The 16,727-nt window shown below is 60.7% G+C and carries 12 protein-coding genes and 1 pseudogene; 5 read left to right on the top strand and 8 right to left on the bottom strand.

Annotation, left to right across the window (positions count from 1 at the left end; all coding sequences use genetic code 11):
- Positions 1 to 34: 34 nt before the first annotated feature.
- Genes HVO_RS03565 through HVO_RS03545 form a run of 5 tightly spaced genes read right to left on the bottom strand, consistent with a single transcriptional unit; the run spans position 35 to position 5,656 of the window.
- Positions 35 to 1,138 (bottom strand): ABC transporter ATP-binding protein, encoded by a 1,104-nt coding sequence (locus tag HVO_RS03565; protein ID WP_004043285.1) that lies wholly within the window; start codon positions 1,136 to 1,138, stop codon positions 35 to 37.
- Positions 1,135 to 2,259, bottom strand: a complete 1,125-nt coding sequence (locus HVO_RS03560; protein WP_004043284.1) for an ABC transporter ATP-binding protein — start codon at positions 2,257 to 2,259, stop codon at positions 1,135 to 1,137. The genes HVO_RS03565 and HVO_RS03560 overlap by 4 nt, the downstream gene beginning before the upstream one ends.
- Positions 2,259 to 3,158 carry an ABC transporter permease gene (locus HVO_RS03555; RefSeq protein ID WP_013035078.1) on the bottom strand — a complete coding sequence of 300 codons (900 nt, stop codon included), beginning with the start codon at positions 3,156 to 3,158 and terminating at the stop codon, positions 2,259 to 2,261. The genes HVO_RS03560 and HVO_RS03555 overlap by 1 nt, the downstream gene beginning before the upstream one ends.
- Positions 3,159 to 3,165: 7 nt before the next feature.
- Entirely contained in the window at positions 3,166 to 4,185 is a 1,020-nt protein-coding gene (locus tag HVO_RS03550) for an ABC transporter permease (protein WP_013035096.1), read from the bottom strand.
- A 10-nt stretch (positions 4,186 to 4,195) separates the two neighbouring features.
- Positions 4,196 to 5,656, bottom strand: a complete 1,461-nt coding sequence (locus tag HVO_RS03545) for an ABC transporter substrate-binding protein (protein WP_004043281.1) — start codon at positions 5,654 to 5,656, stop codon at positions 4,196 to 4,198.
- Positions 5,657 to 6,063: 407 nt separating this feature from the next.
- Between HVO_RS03545 and HVO_RS03540 the strand changes: the two genes are divergently transcribed.
- The 4 genes from HVO_RS03540 to HVO_RS03525 are packed head-to-tail and all read left to right on the top strand — an operon-like array spanning position 6,064 to position 11,763.
- Positions 6,064 to 8,109, top strand: a complete 2,046-nt coding sequence (locus HVO_RS03540; protein ID WP_013035057.1) for a hydantoinase/oxoprolinase family protein — start codon at positions 6,064 to 6,066, stop codon at positions 8,107 to 8,109.
- Positions 8,106 to 9,881 carry a hydantoinase B/oxoprolinase family protein gene (locus tag HVO_RS03535; RefSeq protein ID WP_004043279.1) on the top strand — a complete coding sequence of 592 codons (1,776 nt, stop codon included), beginning with the start codon at positions 8,106 to 8,108 and terminating at the stop codon, positions 9,879 to 9,881. Before HVO_RS03540 ends, HVO_RS03535 begins: the two co-directional genes overlap by 4 nt.
- Positions 9,881 to 10,663, top strand: coding sequence for an aspartate/glutamate racemase family protein (locus tag HVO_RS03530; protein ID WP_004043278.1), 783 nt, complete (start codon positions 9,881 to 9,883; stop codon positions 10,661 to 10,663). Before HVO_RS03535 ends, HVO_RS03530 begins: the two co-directional genes overlap by 1 nt.
- Positions 10,660 to 11,763 carry a M24 family metallopeptidase gene (locus HVO_RS03525; protein ID WP_004043277.1) on the top strand — a complete coding sequence of 368 codons (1,104 nt, stop codon included), beginning with the start codon at positions 10,660 to 10,662 and terminating at the stop codon, positions 11,761 to 11,763. Before HVO_RS03530 ends, HVO_RS03525 begins: the two co-directional genes overlap by 4 nt.
- Before the next feature lie 205 nt (positions 11,764 to 11,968).
- On the opposite strand, the pseudogene HVO_RS03520 reads toward HVO_RS03525, so the two are convergent.
- Positions 11,969 to 12,541: pseudogene (locus HVO_RS03520) on the bottom strand (transcription initiation factor IIB); the annotation flags it as partial.
- 199 nt (positions 12,542 to 12,740) lie between these two features.
- Positions 12,741 to 13,637: a hypothetical protein gene (locus HVO_RS03515; RefSeq protein WP_004043275.1), complete on the bottom strand. Its 897-nt coding sequence runs from the start codon at positions 13,635 to 13,637 to the stop codon at positions 12,741 to 12,743.
- A gap of 678 nt (positions 13,638 to 14,315) precedes the next feature.
- Here HVO_RS03515 and HVO_RS19950 point away from each other — a divergent pair.
- Positions 14,316 to 16,016 carry an MBL fold metallo-hydrolase gene (locus tag HVO_RS19950; protein ID WP_004043274.1) on the top strand — a complete coding sequence of 567 codons (1,701 nt, stop codon included), beginning with the start codon at positions 14,316 to 14,318 and terminating at the stop codon, positions 16,014 to 16,016.
- Between the two features lie 67 nt (positions 16,017 to 16,083).
- On the opposite strand, the gene HVO_RS03505 is transcribed toward HVO_RS19950, so the two are convergent.
- Positions 16,084 to 16,578 carry a hypothetical protein gene (locus HVO_RS03505; RefSeq protein WP_004043273.1) on the bottom strand — a complete coding sequence of 165 codons (495 nt, stop codon included), beginning with the start codon at positions 16,576 to 16,578 and terminating at the stop codon, positions 16,084 to 16,086.
- Positions 16,579 to 16,727 lie beyond the last annotated feature (149 nt).

The following is a 16,727-nucleotide window of genomic DNA, read 5'->3' as shown; positions in this document are numbered from 1 at the left end:
CCCGGCAGCCGCCGTAACCGTCGAGCGGCGCAAGTTAGTCACGGTCGCCGTCCACTCCCTCCCTGTCAGCCTGGTCTCCGGCGAGATAAGCGTCGACGTCGTCCTGTTTCGGGCCGGAGTCGTGTAGGCAGCGCGTCAGGTGGCCGGGTTCGACCTCGACGAGTTCGGGGTTCACAGCGTTGCAGGCGTCGAACGCACGATGACAGCGTGGATTGAACGGACAGCCACTCGGTGGATTCGCCGGGTCCGGCGTCCCGCCGCTCACCTCAACCGCGTCCGGTTTAAGATCCTGCTCATGAGATTCGACGACCGGGATGGCGGAGAGCAACTGCTCGGTATACGGGTTTCGGGGGGATTCGAAGAGGCGATGGCTGTCGGCGACCTCCATGAAGTTTCCGAGATACATTACGCCGATCCGGTCAGCGACATTCTTCACAAGGCTCAGGTCGTGACTGATCATGAGGTAAGTCAGCCCAAGTTCCTCTTGCAGCTCGTCAAGCAGCGAGATGACTTTCGCCTGCACACTCACGTCCAGTGCGCTCGTCGGCTCGTCGAGCACGACGAATTTCGGTTCGACGGCGAGTGCGCGGGCGATCGCGACGCGCTGTTGCTGGCCGCCAGAGAGCGCATTCGGGTATCGGTGGCGGAAGTCGACCGGGAGGTCGACGCGTTCAAGAAGGTCGGCGACGCGTTCGTCCCGATCGGTCGACGTACCGACATCGTGCACGACGAGCGGTTCCTTCACGATATCGCCGATGCGGCGCCGCGGATTCAACGACGACGACGGGTCTTGATAGACGACTTGGATGTCGCGGCGGAGAGCACGGAGCGCCCGTCCGTCGAGGTCAGTGATCTCTCGGCTGTCGAAGCTAATCGACCCGCCAGTGCTCTCGTAGAGGCGCGCGATGGTCTTCCCGAGCGTCGTCTTCCCACAGCCGGACTCACCGACGATTGCGAACGTCTCGCCGGGGTAGACATCGAAGGATACGCCATCGACGGCCTTGACATGCGACGTCGATCGGCTGAACAGGCCACCGCTGACGGGATAGTATTTCTCCAAGTCGCGCACGGAGAGCAGCGGGTTGTCACGCTCGTCGGACTGACTCGCGACTCCGGCGGTCGCTCGCTCGGATCTCATTGTTCACCACCCGCCTCGACGGTCGACTGCTGCGCCGACGGTTCGTCTGCATACGTCGATTCGTCGGTCGCGACGGCGACCGCGTCGTTGAGCGTCATTTCATCGTCGTAGAGGTGACAGGTGACCCGACGGTCGCTGTCGTCGCCCTCGATCGCGGGGGATTCAGGCGGTTCAGCGTCGCAGACACCGTCGATTGCCGCGGGGCACCGCGGGTGGAACCGACAGCCTTGCGGCGGGTCCGTATAGTCGGGAATCTGTCCGTCGATGCCGTCCCCATCGAAGCCAGTGAGCTTCGGGATGCTGTCTAGGAGACCACGCGTGTAGGGGTGGAGCGGCGCGTCGAAGAGCTCCTCGGTGTCGCCAACCTCGACGACTTCGCCGGCGTACATGATGCAGATCTTATCGGCGACCTTCCGCGCGACGCCGAGGTTGTGCGTGATGTAGAGCATCGAGAGGTCGCGCTCCTCAACGTGTTCGCGGAGGAGGTCGAGGATTTGATCCTGGACAGTGACGTCGAGTGCGGTCGTCGGCTCGTCCGCGAGCAGGAACGTCGGCTCGTTGATCAGCGCCATCGCGATGATGATCCGCTGGCGCATCCCACCGGAGAGTTCGACCGGGTACTTCTCTAGTGTCCCCTCGGGGTCGGGGATCCGCATCCGTTCGAGGAGTTCGATACTGCGTTCTCGAACTTCCTTCTTGTTGCCGCGCTGGCCGAGGAGGTTCCGGGCGATGTCCAGCCAGGACGCGTCGTTCGAACCGCTGTACGTAGCGACGTCAGCCATCATCGACCCGACGGAGTAGACAGGTGAGAGGTACGTCATCGGGTCTTGGAAGATCATACTCATCTCCTCACCCTTCACACGCTCGTGCTCGGTAGGGTCGACGAGCAGGTCCGCCCCACGGTAGTCGATCCGTCCGCTCGTGATCTCGCCAGGCGGTCGGGGGAGCGTCCCCATAATCGACCGGGCGGTGACGCTTTTTCCACAACCCGTCTCGCCGACGAGCGCGACGGTTTCGCCCTTCTCAATCGTGAGGTTGACTCCGTTCAGGACATGATGACGCCCCTCGTAGGTCTCGAAGTCGACGGAGAGGTCAGAGACGTTAAGCAGCGTGTCCGTCATCACTGCACCTCCACGTCGAACATGTCACGGAGGCCATCGCCGAGGAAGTTGAATCCGAGGACGGTGACGAAGATTGCAAGCCCCGGGAACGTCGAATACCACCACTGCGCGGGGAGATAGCCGCGTCCCTGGCTCACCATGGTCCCCCACTCGGGGATCGGGGGTTGCGCACCCAGTCCGAGGAAGCCAAGCGCGGACGCGACGAGGATCGCGTACCCCATGTCGAGACTCATTTTCACCGTGATCGGTGCGAGGACGTTCGGGAGGATCTCGTAGAAGACCGTCCGAAGCGAGGACGCGCCGACGCCGCGGCTCGCCTCAACGAACGTCTCCTCTTTGACTGATATCACCTCTCCATAAGTGAGCCGGGCGTACCATGGCCACCAGACTATAGCGATTGCAATCATGGCATTCGTCAAACTCGGTTCTAAGGCGACGCTCACCCCTAATGCGAGGACGAGCGGCGGGACGGAGAGGAAGATATCCGTGATTCGCATCAAGGTCATGCCGAGAGCACCCCCCATGTAGCCAGCGACGAGTCCGACTGGAACGCCGATTGCGACGGCACCAGCGAGTACCACGGCACCAATTTGGAGGGAGAGCCGAGTGCCGAAGAGTACGCGGCTCAGGATGTCGCGACCGGCCTGATCGGTGCCGAAGAGATGAGTGAGGCTGGGCGACTGAAACTTCTCATCGAAGTGGACGGCGGGTTCTCTTTGGTAGCCGGCATCCTGCGGATAAGGGGCGATCCATGGTGCGAACACGGCAATTAGAAGGAGAGCAACGATGATCGCGAGCCCTGCAATCGACATCGGGTTCTGACGGAATCGATACGCGACTCGGTCGAAGTCTTCGCGACGCTTCTCGAATCGGCTAGCTGTTGTTGTGTCTTGAGACATTTTGGAATCACTCACCCTCGTGCCACACGCGGGGGTCGAAGAAGCCGTAGAGGACGTCAACGAGGAAGTTCACGAGGAGGAACGACCCGCCGACAACGAGCGTGACACCGACCATTGCGTTCATGTCTTTCTGAAGAATCGCTTCCACACCATAGGATGCCATTCCTGGCCACGAGAAGACGATTTCCACGACGAATGCAGAGCCGAGGAGGAAACCGTAATCAAGGCCGATGATTGTTAGAGTGGATGCGAAGGACTTTCGGAGGACATACTTGTATGCAATAAGCTTGTCAGGAATCCCATGCGTCTGCAGACCCTCAACGTAGTCCTTGTCATACTCCTCAATGAAGCTAGAACGCGTCATCCGCGCGATGTCTGCCATCGGCGCAAGTGAAAGCGTCAGCGCAGGGAGTGCGAGGTGTTGGGCAGCGCTGATGAACGCGTCAACATTCCATGCAAGCGCGCTATCGACTAAGAGCAGACCGGTTACTGTAATCGGCATTGGACTGACGTCGCCGATACGCCCGGTTGCGGGGAGCCACCCGAGTCCAAAGGCAACGATTAGCTGGAGGAGAATGCCCGCCCAGAACGGTGGGAGAGACACGTTGAAGAAGGAAAACAATCGGCTTAGGTTGTCGGGCGCCGCATCCTTGTGTTGCCCGGAAATGACGCCGAGTGGCACACCGACAGCAATCGCAATCAGCATCGCGACAGTCGTGAGTTCAAGGGTCGCGGGGAGGTACTGAATGAGGTCCGTTGCGACGTTACGGTTCGAGATGAGGGACTGCCCGAGGTCACCGTGGAGCAGGCCCGTCATGTAGTTGATGTACTGGAGCCAGATCGGCTGGTCGAGTCCCATCTGGTGGCGGAGCTGCCGGACGGCTTCGTCGGTCGCACGTGGGCCGAGTGCGAGCCGTGCTGGCCGACCGGGGATGACGCGTGCGAGTGTGAAGATGAGCATCGACAGCCCGATGAACATCGGGATCGTCGATAGCCCTCGCTTAATCAGGAAATCTCGGTATCCCATGTCCGAGTGTTCACCCCTGATAGAACCGCTGGAAGGACTGGCGGTAGCCGATGATGCCGTTGTCCTGGAATCCCTTCACGCTGTCCGCAATCGCGTTCCGCGTCGCCTGGTTCATGACGAAGAGCGCGGGGGCGTCCTCAGCGATGCGTTTCTGTGCCTGCTGATAGATCGGGATGCGGTTCTCCTTTCCAATGGTCTGACGCCCCTCCGTAAGAAGGCTATCGACCTCGTCGTTCTCGTACCAGGCCGCACTCGTCCACGATCCGTGCGAGGAACTGTGCCAAGCGGGATAAAGGAAGGTGTCGGGGTCGGCGTAGCTGAAGGAGAGGTAAACTGCCATCATATCCGGGGTTGTGTCCTTGCTCGTACACATCTGTGTGATCTTCGTCCAAGGAGCTTTTTCGACAGACACTGTCGCACCGAGTTCTTGGAGGTTCGACTGTAGGAGAAGCCCCATGTTCTGCTCGGTGGAAAGCCCTGAGACGTAGGTGTAGGTGAGATCGATGTCACTTGCGCTGTAGTCGGACTTCTCAAGTTCGGCTTTCGCCTTTTCGAGGTCACGCTCATACGTCGGGAGATCATTGGTATGGCTCCACATCGCGCTCGGAAGTGGGCCGTTCAGATGGTTTGAATCGCCCGACATCACGTCGTTGAGGGCAGTTTCGCTATCGAACGCGAACGAGATCGCTTTCCGGACGTGAACGTCGTTGAGAGGTTCACGCTGGGTATGCATGTAGATGTAGAACGGGTTGAACGTCGCTTTCGCACTCACCGAGACACCGTCGACTCCATCGAGTTCCTCGTAGGTCTTGAGAGGGAGCCACTGGTCAGACATCTCCGCTCCCTCCTTCATCATTCCAGCAACAGTCGCGGACTCCTGAACCATCTCTGTCGTAACCGACTCGTAGACGTTTCCGTCAGGGAAGGACCCCCACCAATCGGTATTCCGACCAATAACGATCTGCTGTTTACGATCGCGCTTGGTGAGCGTATAGGGACCACTCCCTGCGTCATTGTCTTCGAGCCACTCAGTTCCGTAGTCGCCGTGTTCACCGAATTGTCCGTCGCTCTTGGCGTTGCCAGACACCTCATTCTCGTTGACGATGAAGAAGAAGGGGAGTGTGTAGGGGAACGGCGCGAAGACCTCGTTCGTGGTCATCTTCACCGTGTGTTCGTTGGTCGCTTCGACGTTCTCGGGGTCGAGGAGACCGGACCACATCCAAGAGAAGCCCTGTTGCATGTCCATCATGCGCTGGAAAGAGTACTTCACGTCGGAAGCGGTCACGGGGTCACCGTTGTGGAACGCCGCGTCCTCGCGAAGCGAGAACGTGTACGTCTTCTTGTCTTCTGAGACGGTGTAGTCGGTGGCGAGCCAGTTCTGGAGGGTTGGCGGCGTCTCGTCGGTGTAATAGAGGAGTGGGTCGTAGAGGTTGTGAAGGAGGATGGCCTCGATGTTGTCCGACCCCTTCATCGGATCGAGTGAGGTCGGTGTGATGGTTGTCACATATTCGAAGTCAGTCGACGATTTGTTAGCTGATGTCGCCTGATTATTGCCGGACGACGTTGACCCACCTGAATTAACAGATGTAGTTTCTTCCGACTGATTCCCAGTACATCCTGCAACCGTGATACCAGTACCAGCCAATCCACTGTATTTTAGGAACGATCTCCGGTCGATACGGCCCTTGTCACGCTTGACCATACCATCACCATGTGAGTTAGGGTGCAATAAAGACACGGTATTAATACTACATAGAGTTCATTGAAACAATCTTTGAGTCCGAAAAATCGAGTGTGATGTTTCGATTCGAGCGTAGTAGGGAACGAATCGTCAATATCGGAGCAAACCTTATAACAGATTGCACGAAACGTGGAATCGTGAGTCAAGATAACACCCAACGGGTTGCGGTGGATATCGGCGGCACGTTCGTCGATGCCATTACGTTTGACCGTGAGACCCGAGATATCGCGCTCGAAAAAGCAGCGACAACACCTAACCAACCATCAGAAGGTGTCATCGAATCAGTCAATGGAGTTGACGCAGATCTGGAAAGCGCAAATGCGTTTGTCCACGGCACTACCCTCGGCCTCAACGCCGTTCTTGAACGCGACGGCGCGAGAACGGGCATCATCACCAACGAAGGGTTCGCCGACGTCTACGAGATCGGGCGGACAAATCTTGAACGGACCGCGATGTACGACATCAACTATGAGAAGCCCGAATCTATCGTTCCCCGCCGCCGCCGCGTTGGCGTCCCCGGGCGCCTCGACGCGGACGGCGCGGTCGTCGAAGAGATCGACACCGACGCCGTCGCCGAGGCTGCAGAATACCTCGTCGAGAAGCAGGATGTCGACTCCATCGCCATCTGCTTCCTCCATGCCTACCAGAACGGCCAGCACGAGCAGGCCGCCGCAGAATGCGTCCAAGACGCCTACCCCGACATCAGCGTCTCCGTCTCCAGCGACATCAGCGGCGAGTACCGTGAGTACGAACGCACCAGCACCGCCGTCCTCGACGGGTACATCAAACCGATCTTCGAGAACTACGTCGACACGCTCGACGCCTCCCTTCGTGACGGCGGCTTCGACGGCTCCTTCTTTGTCACACGGTCTGGCGGTGGAACGCTCACCGCAGAGAGCGCGAAATCCGCGCCCGCGCACACGATTCTCTCTGGACCCGCCGGCGGCCTCATCGGCGCATCCCACGTCGGCCGCGTGACCGACCGCGACAACCTCATCACGGTCGATATGGGCGGCACCAGCCTCGACGCCGCGGTCGTTGAGGACGGATCCCCCGTGGTGAAGTACGACTCCTCACTCGAACACCAGCCACTCATGATTCCCGTCTACGACATTCGGACTATCGGCGCTGGCGGGGGCTCAATCGCTTGGATTGACGGCGACCTCCTCAAGGTCGGTCCGGAGAGCGCTGGTGCGGACCCCGGTCCAATCTGTTACGACAACGGCGGGACGCAGCCGACCGTCACCGACGCCGCGCTCGCGCTCGGCTTCCTCGACCCCGGTGACTTCCTCGGCGGCGACATGGATACCGCCGCAGGGGACGCCCTCGACGGGATCGAAGAGGAACTCGCAGAGCCCCTCGGGATGACGGTCGACGAGGCGAGCAAGGGTGTTCTCGATGTCGCGCTCGCGAACACGGTCGGCGCGATTCGCGAGATCACCGTCGAAAAAGGGCTCGATCCGCGGGATTTCTCCATGGTCGCGTACGGCGGCGCGGGCCCGATGTTCGTCCCGCTCCTCGCTCGGGAACTCGGCGCTAGCGAAGTCCTCGTTCCGCAGGCTCCCTCCGTCTTCTCCGCATGGGGTATGCTCATGGCGGACGTCGTCTACGACTTCTCCCAGACGCACCTCGCCGTGCTCGACGACGCGACGCTCAACGAGCTTAAAACCGCGTTCGCTGACCTCGAAGCCGAAGGTCGCGAAACGCTCACTGCGGAAGGAGTCGCCGAGAACCGCCAGCGGATCGGGCGCGCCGTTGAGATGCGATACTTCGGCCAGGAACACACCGTCGAGGTCGACGCTGATGGCGTCTCCTCGCTCGATGAACTCGCCGAGCGCTTCGAAGACCAGCACGAGACGCGGTACGGGCACACCATGGACGACCCCGTTCAGGTCGTCCACCTCCGTGTCCGCGCGGTCGGCGAGAACGACAAACCCGAACTCGAACGGGGAACCCCCCGCGAAGATAGTGAACTCACGCCAGCCGATACCCGTGAGGCGTACTGCTTCGCTGAGGACGACTTCGTGGAGTTCGATGTCTACCGACGCGACGATCTCAAACCCGGCGACGAAATCCGCGGCCCTGCGGTCGTCACTGAACCGACGACCTCGCTCGTTTTCCACTCCGACCAGACGGCAACGACCGACGACTACGGCCACATCATCATCACCACCGACCAATGAGCACGCACGACGTCGACCCCGCGACTGTTGAGGTCATCCGGAACTACCTCACCTCCGCGGCCACCGAGATGCAGCGCACCCTAATCAGGACCGCCTACAACACTATCATCTACGAGATCCTCGACTTCGGGATCTCCGTCTTCGACAGAGACCTGAACCTAATCGCGGACTCCCCCGGCCTTGCGCTCTTCCTCGGCGCGAACGACTACGGAATCAAGAAGGCAATCGACCACGTTGGCGAGGAGAACATGAACCCCGGGGACGTTCTCATCATGAACTACCCATACTGGAGCGGGACGCACACTCAGGACGTCCTCCTGTTCGCGCCCGTCTTCCTCGACGAGGAACTCATCGGGTACACGACCTGCCGCGCACACTGGCTTGACCTCGGCGCGAAGGACTCCGGCTACGTCCTCGACTCAACTGACGTCCACCAAGAGGGCGTACTCTTTCCCGGGACGAAAGTCTACAAGGAGGGCGAACCAGACCCGGAGATTATGGACCTCATCCGGTTCAACTCCCGGATGCCGGACAAGGTCACGGGCGACCTGAATGCGCAGGTCGCCGCCGTCCGAACCGGCGAACAGCGTCTCCAAGAGCTCTACGAGAAGTACGGCGGCGCCACCGTCGAAGCGGCGATCGACAAGATCCTTGAACACGGCGAGGAGACGTCGCGGAGCGCGGTCGCGGACCTCCCGGACGGGACATGGTCCGCGACCGGCTACGCGGACGGCGTAAACCGCGACCCGGACGACCTCATCAAGCTCTGTGCGGAGGTCACGATCAACGGCGAAGAGTTCAGCGTTGACTTCTCCGGGTCGTCGCCAGAGGTCGACGAACCTCTCAACATCCCGCCCGGAATGAGCGAAACCATCGGAAAGCTCTGCTTCAAGACGCTCACCACACCCGACGAGGACTCCAACGGCGGACAGTATGCGCCGCTCAGCGTGAACGCGCCAGAGGACACAATCTTCAACGCGAGCTACCCCGCTCCCACGTTCACCGTGTGGACAGGAATCGTCGCGATCGACGTCGTCTACCAGGCGCTCGCGAAGGGGATGCCCGACAGAGTCCCCGCAAGCACCGGTGGCGACCTCGCTGACATCATGCTCTACGGGGAGAACCCTGAGACGGGCCGGCCGTTCGTTGAGGCGAACAACGAAGGCGTCGGCTGGGGTGGCGGCGTCGGCCACGACGGTGCGAACGCGCTGATGCACATCAGCGAGACGATGGTCCGGAACATCCCTGTCGAGGTCTTCGAGAACAAAGCGCCGATCCGCTTCGACGAACTCTCTCTCCGCGTGGATTCGGGAGGTCCCGGCGAACACCGCGGCGGGCTCGGTATCCGACGCGACTATCGCATGCTGGAACCGGTCGGGGCGCTCTCCATCATCCAGAAGACCCGCACCGAGAACTGGGGGTTGGATGGCGGTGAACCCGGCGCGAAAAACGTCGTCGCGCTCGACTCGGACGAAGATGACTTTGACGAGCGCATCCAAGTTCTCGTGGACAACGACGACCTCTACAACGACAAGAGCGTCAAATACGTCGGGATGTTCCGTGGGAACTTCAAGCCGGGCGAAGTGATCTCGAACCGGACGGCCGGCGGTGGCGGGTACGGAGATCCGTTCGAACGCGACCCGGACGCGGTCCGCGAGGACGTGCTTGACGGCTACGTCACGCCCGAGGCAGCGCGCGAGCAGTACGGTGTCGTCGTGAGCAAGGACGGCGTCGTCGATGAGGCGGCGACCGCGAAGCTGAGGGAGAGCTGATGACTGAGATACTCTGGGTGGACCCGGTCGGGCACGACGACTTCTCTGGTGACATCGAGGCCCTCCTCCAAAACGCCGCACGCGACAGCACGTCCGTCGACGTGGCATCACTCGACCGCGGCCCGCACCACGTCGAGTACCACTACTACGAAGCGCTGGTGACACCGGATGTCCTCCACACCGTCAAACGCGCGGAGAACAACGGTTACGACGCGACTGTCATCGGTTGCTTCTATGACCTCGGCCTCGAAGCGGCGCGCGAAGTCAGTGACGCGATGCCGGTGGCGGCACCCGCGGAAGCGACGACACACCTCGCCGCCACGCTCGGCGCATCCTTCTCCGTCGTCGTCGGACGGCAGAAGTGGATTCCACAGATGCGCGAGCGCATCCACGCCTACGGCTTCCGCGATCAGCTGGCGTCCTTCCGTCCGGTCGACCTTGGCGTCCTTGACTTCCAGGACGACCCAGAGACCACGAAATCCCGGCTCCGAGACGCCGCGCGCTCGGCAGTCGAGGAAGACGGCGCGGAAGTCATTATTCTCGGCTGCACGGCTGAGTACGGCTTCCACGAGGAGCTACAGTCCGATCTCGGCGTCCCTGTCCTCGACGCGGTCACCGCGCCGTTCAAGTACGCCGAACTCCTCGCCGACCTCGCCGAACTAGGGTGGACGCACAGCAAGGTCGGAGGGTACGAATCGCCACGCCCCGACGAGATCACCTGCTGGGGAATCACGGATGACTACTCGAACGCCGACGTCTGGTCAGACGAGGAGACAACGTGACCACTCAACGCGTCGCGGCCGCGCAGGAACGACTCACCGACGTTGACGCTGACGGCCTCGTCCTCTTTCCGAGCGTCGACATGGCCTACATTTCCGGATTCACCGACGAGCCGATGGAACGCCACCTGTTCTGTTTCGTCGGTCGCGACGGGGACCCCATCTTTGTCGCACCGGAGATGTACGACGAGCAAATACGCGACACCTCCCACGTAACGGATGTCCGCACGTGGGCTGACGGCGACGACCCGCTCGCGCACGTTGAGGACATCGCGGACGAACTCGGGTTTCGGGGTGGCCATCTCCTCGTCGATGACCGGATGTGGGCACGGTTTACGCACGACCTCCGCGCAACCCTCCCCCACGCCACGTTCGAGCTCGCTAGCGCCGTGATCGAGCCCCTCCGCCTCCGGAAGAATGCGGACGAGCAAGCGGCGCTACGCACGGCGGCCGCCGTCGCAGACCGTGCAAGCGTCGCGGTTCGAGAACTCGGCGTAGACGCCATCGGCCTCACCGAGGCGGAGTTCGCAAGCCGGATCGAATCCGAACTCACCGCACACGGCGGAAATGGAACCTCATTCGATGTGATCGTTGGGTCTGGCCCGAACAGCGCGAAGCCACACCACCGACACAGTGACCGGGAGATTGAAGCCGGCGACCCAGTCGTCCTCGACTTTGGGACGCGCGTGGACGGCTACCCGAGCGACCAGACACGCACGACCGTGTTCGCAGGCGACCCCCCGAACAAATTCACGGACATCCACGCGACTGTCTGCGACGCGCTCGAAGCCGGCGTCGCCGCCGTCGAACCCGGTGCAACCGCCGAATCGGTCGACGCCGCTGCCCGTGCAGTGATCGAGAACGCTGGATACAGTGAAGCGTTCATCCACCGCACCGGCCACGGCCTCGGCCTCGAGGTCCACGAGCCACCATACATCGTCGATGGGAACGACCGCAAACTCGAACCGGGAATGGTCTTCAGCATCGAACCCGGAGTCTACCTCGACGATGAGTTCGGTGTTCGCGTCGAGGACATTGTCATCGTCACCGAGAACGGCTGTGAGCGACTTAACGACTCCCCGAGAGGTTGGCAATCACTATAGGAAGTTACTCGAAGATTCCAGTGATTTTCGTCGGCGTTCAGCCGAAAAGGATAGCACACGCCCCACCGTCGTTCGAGGTGAGCGAAGCCCGCGAACTCAACGGCGTCAACACGGTCGTGGAGGAAACCACGGACACTCGGCTCCTCGAACAGACCCGACTCCCGACGAGGACGGGCGCGAGGCTGTCGTCCAAGAGTATGTTGACGACGTCGTCGAGTAACCGCGAGTGGCCGTTACAGCGACAGGCTCCGTACACGCTTGCTGCAGCTATCGCCTCGATCGACTGGCCTCGAAGCAGGTCTTCATTCTGAGCACTCCGGAACAGTTGACACGCTTGGTCACGAATCGAGTCCGAGAGTTCGAGGACACTCGCGACTCTTCGAACTTCACCCAGGCCGTGTGCAAGGTTTCGCTCGGCCTTCGACTGGAATCGCCCGCGAGACTGCTCGCGGCGCATTCGAGCCATTCGACGTCGCTTCTGACCGGAGAGCTCGTTGCCGTTCGCATCGGTACTCCGACCTATCTCCGTTGACAATCCTCGGTCGTGCCGTGCTGCGGTGAGCGGCGCGCCCGTCCGTTCTCGTTCGTCCTCGTCGAAGGATCGCCACTCCGGACCGTGGTCGATTCGATTCTCATCGATCACGAGTCCACAGTCCTCACAGACCGTTTCGACCGAGTTTGTAGTGACCCAGCCGTCACACTCGGGACACTGGTTGGCGCTTGACTCTGTCTGGACGTCTTCGTCGAAGCTAGTTTCGTAGATCTCTCTGGTAGCCATGATGCTCACGAGGGGACGATGCGTTCTTCGGGACGCCCCTCAGCCACTCTGGGGCGAACAAACCTCCAGTAGGACAGTAACCAGGGGGTTCACTCTGTGGCGAAAGCCCGGCAGCGCAACGGCGCTCCCAGCGCCGTGAGCAGCCCGGACCGTGGCGGTGACCGCTTCACACCAGCAAAAAAGGGGTGCGTTGCTCCGGCTATTCCCACCAGCGGCCGCGCTCAGGGAAATGCAGGGTCGACCATCCAGTGACGGCTACTGAGACACGCCCGTTGTACCAATTCTTCGCTGCCCCGTGAATCCGAACGCGCTCACCCTCTTCAATCCAGGGGGCATCCGACGCTTTCCAGCTCGTGAACTTCGTTTTCCCACTGTCGTCCTCGATGAGGCCGACTTGGGAAATGGCTGCACTCGACGGCTCCCAAAGCACCGTCACAGTACCTTCGATGCTCACCTCTTTGCGATCGATGTCCTCGAGCTTTCCGATGGGAACCACCTGCCTCGGCGCCGTCTGCAACTCCTCGAACACCCCGACGGTCGCGCTCATCAGGTCTTTCCCACCGATGACGGCCTCACCCAGCCGCCGACCAATCGCTGCTCGTGACCAGCCATCCAGCTTCTTCGCCAGTCGCATCGACTGCTTGTTCACCGCCGCCAACTGCTCCTGCGTGAGTTCTGCACGAGGATCGCCTCGCTCCGGGTCAGCCATCGGGTCCACGCTCGCGGCCCGCTGCTGGAACTTCCGCCGGCGCTCCTTGCTCCCTTGGGCGGCGACCGCTCGCGTGCGCTGCTCGCGACCATCCTGCGTGCCCAGCTCGGCCTGGGCACTGATGCGCTCCAGTTCGGCTTCCCGCGCCCGAATGCGCTCCTCCTGTTCGAGGGTGACACCGTGAATCCGATCCTTACTCGTGTCCCCGATCCCGTCCGGGTGGTTCGCATCCACCTTCGCCTGCGTCTCCTGCTCGACCGCCGCCTCGAACTCCGGCGTCTCGTCGACGACCGGGAAGCCGTCTTCATCGACCGCCTGACCGCCCGCTTTATCGAATGCCTGTTCATCGACCGTAACGACCTTTCCGCTAGCGTTATTACTAGACATTGGAATCACACCAGATTCCGAAGGCGCTCACGCGCCGACTCCGCGATGCTCCTACATCGCAGTTTTCCGACGACAACGACCGACAGAACCATCTGCGCGCTCTCGCTCGCGCCTTCGCGAGCGCCCTACCGGGCGCGAGCGAGAGCGCGCCTGCATGAGGTGGCCCCAACCAGCACCGCGCGCCGACCCGCCCGGAGCGAGCGGCCAGCACACAAGCCGGTTTCGCGTCCGACGACCGAGCCTGTGAGGGCGTCGCGACCGACAGCGCGCTTGGTGCTGGCGCACCGGGAAGGTGCGAGTGAAGCGAGACGCGACTAACAGGAGCGACTCGTCGCGAACAGCGAGCAACGCGAGTCGTGAGCACGGAGGGCACAGGGCGGCGAGCGGGGCGTGCCGTTCATATCACACCGGACTACCGACGTGCATCGTTGACCCCCACAATAGACCACGGGGGGATCAAAGGGGCTGGACCTGGACGCTCGGCGTGCCCCGACGACGCAAGCACCGCAGGAACGAGGCGCGCAGCGAGTCGCGGTCGTCGAGCGTCCGGGGGCTTTCAGGATGTTGAATTCATGACCGCAGTCGTGCCACACCAACTGTATCTGTCTTCATATGGTTCTTTTCTTCTGTCAATTGTGGAATGATATATGGGCCGTCCCTTTGTAGGATTGGACATCAATGCACATCCAGTTTCAGCATGCGAATCCACATTCTGGTCGTGAGTCGCTCATCCTCCGGTTCGACGGACTCCTCGCCGACCAGACCGTCTGTGTGCTCGTTGATGCTGGAGCAGATGTCGATACGACCACGCTCCTCAACGAAGACGCCGGGGAGTATCTCACCGCAATTTGTTTGACGCACGCACATCTTGACCACTACCAGTCTCTGGGGACGAATCTCAGTCATGGACCCCCGATATACACTGGGGATGGTACTGCTCGAATTCTCGAAGACGTCCTCGAAACGGGGCGTGAACACCACGGCTTTACACAGACCGAAGAAGTCCTCAATCGCCTCGAACTGATCACCTCGTGGACACAGATTGCGCCGGGACTTCGCGTCCACCCCGTTCCGGCAGGTCACACACCAGGTGCGACAGGCTTCCTCTTCGAGGTCACCGACGACGACGTACGGCGAACGATTCTCGTCACTGGAGATTTTACGACGCGACGGGCAGCTGGTTACCCTGGATTCAACCTCGACCTCCCCGTCGAAGTCGACACACTCGTCCTGACGGCGGCAACGAACGACGAGTTTGAACCAACACTGACCGACGCGATTGGGACGATTCTCGAACGAACGCGTGCTGGGTCAACTGTTCTCACTACTGCGAGTGGTCTGACTGGGGTACAGACCGCCTATCTCCTCGGGCACCTCACAGACCAATGGGACGACCCGCTTCCAATCACTCTCGTTGGACACGCAGCAAAACTCTATGAGAGTCTCGAATACACTGTCCCGAACGCTACTACGAGTCCAGAATTTAGTTCTCCGACCGACGTTCTCACAGCGGGTAGTGTCACGATTGCCGGCCCAGAAGTCCCAGTCGGTGGCAGCTCGAAGCGACTCTTCGACTCGATTCGCGATGACCCCGGTGCAACGCTTGTCCAACTTACGAGCGGCCCGAGCGACCCACTGTCGAGTGCCACCTGCACGACGCACCACTTCCCGCTCAGCAACCACCCAACAACAGATACTATCGACGCCGTTGTCGACGCATTTGCGCCCATCCAGACGATTATCACGCATCAACAAGGTTCCGCTGCAACCCAGTACAAGGACAAGTATGACAGTTTCGTGTGGGCCACCGACGATACTGACTGCTATACGCTATTGGACGACGCTGGCTGGACACCACCACCATGGGTGACAGAGCAGACAACTCGTCAGGTACGGGCAACAGCCACGACCAATGGGTCATTACTCACCAACGGCTCGGCTGAATTCGAATACTCGCTGCCCATCACGACCCGTTGTAACGACGTCGACCTCGCCGCCGAAGGGTTAGACCTCGAACAACTCCGCACACAAATCCCATCACGACCGGGACCACGGCTGTCAAACGGTGCTCCCGAGACGAAAGCTGATGAGACGCCCCCGATGCCAGCGGAAACGAGCTCCGAGTCCCGGTCACCCGAAGACACTGAGACAGCAGAGACACAGACTGTTGAGCAGTCACTCGCAGCGATTGACGAGCGCCTTGGGAGAATCGAGTCGGCAGTCACTAGTCGAGAACTCACCGCACACGTTGTTGACGCAGGTGATGGGACGATTCTACTCCGGCTGGACGATCCATCTGTAGACCTTGAGCATGGCCAGGAACTTCGAGTCCGCCTTTCTAGTCGCGACTTGGACACAGATGCAGCGACCGATCAGTAACTGGCTCGGATTCTATCGCCTCACTGGATGCCAAACAGCTCTAAGAACTCTAATTGGGTGTACTGTGTTACGGAACTTCGTAGCCACAGTTCGGACAGAAGCTCTCGTCGCCGTCCAGCAAAGAGAGGCACTCGACACAGAGACGGTTGCTCGGAGAGGCGGCGATATCTTCCAAGAAGTCCATTGCAGTCCGTGATTCAGCATCTAGCCGATAGCCGTCAGCGTAGCCCGGGAGTGTCGAGGCCCACCAAACGGTACCCCCATCATCAACGACCGAAATGTTCCCGGCGATATCGAGTTTTCCGTAGCGTTTGAACGCCTCTGACGGCGTCTGCTCAATGACTTGGTTCAGCTCACGGTTACGTTTAAGATCGCGCTCGTAGACGTCTTCAGGCGTCGGGTATCGTACTTCGCCTGGAAAGTCTGTGATTAGCCCATGCTGTTCGTCAATCCGGTCGATCTCTACTGTGATGCCGTACTCGTCGTGAAGCGTTTTCAGGAGTCGGAGCGCATGGTCATGCCACTCCGAGATTTCTGCATCGGCGTAGTAGCGGAGAATCACGCACTAAGTCCCCAGCGGACGTCATCTTCAACGGCCTGTAATTCGTGCTCCGCACGCTTGACGCGGTCTCGACCGACGAAATCAATGGCTGTCTCTCGGTCGATTCCGTCGTTTACGTGTTGTGAGATCATAAGCTCTGCCTAGAGATC

This window comes from Haloferax volcanii DS2, assembly GCF_000025685.1.
Classification (GTDB): Archaea; Halobacteriota; Halobacteria; order Halobacteriales; family Haloferacaceae; genus Haloferax; species Haloferax volcanii.
This window is presented reverse-complemented; position numbering and strand designations above follow the sequence as displayed.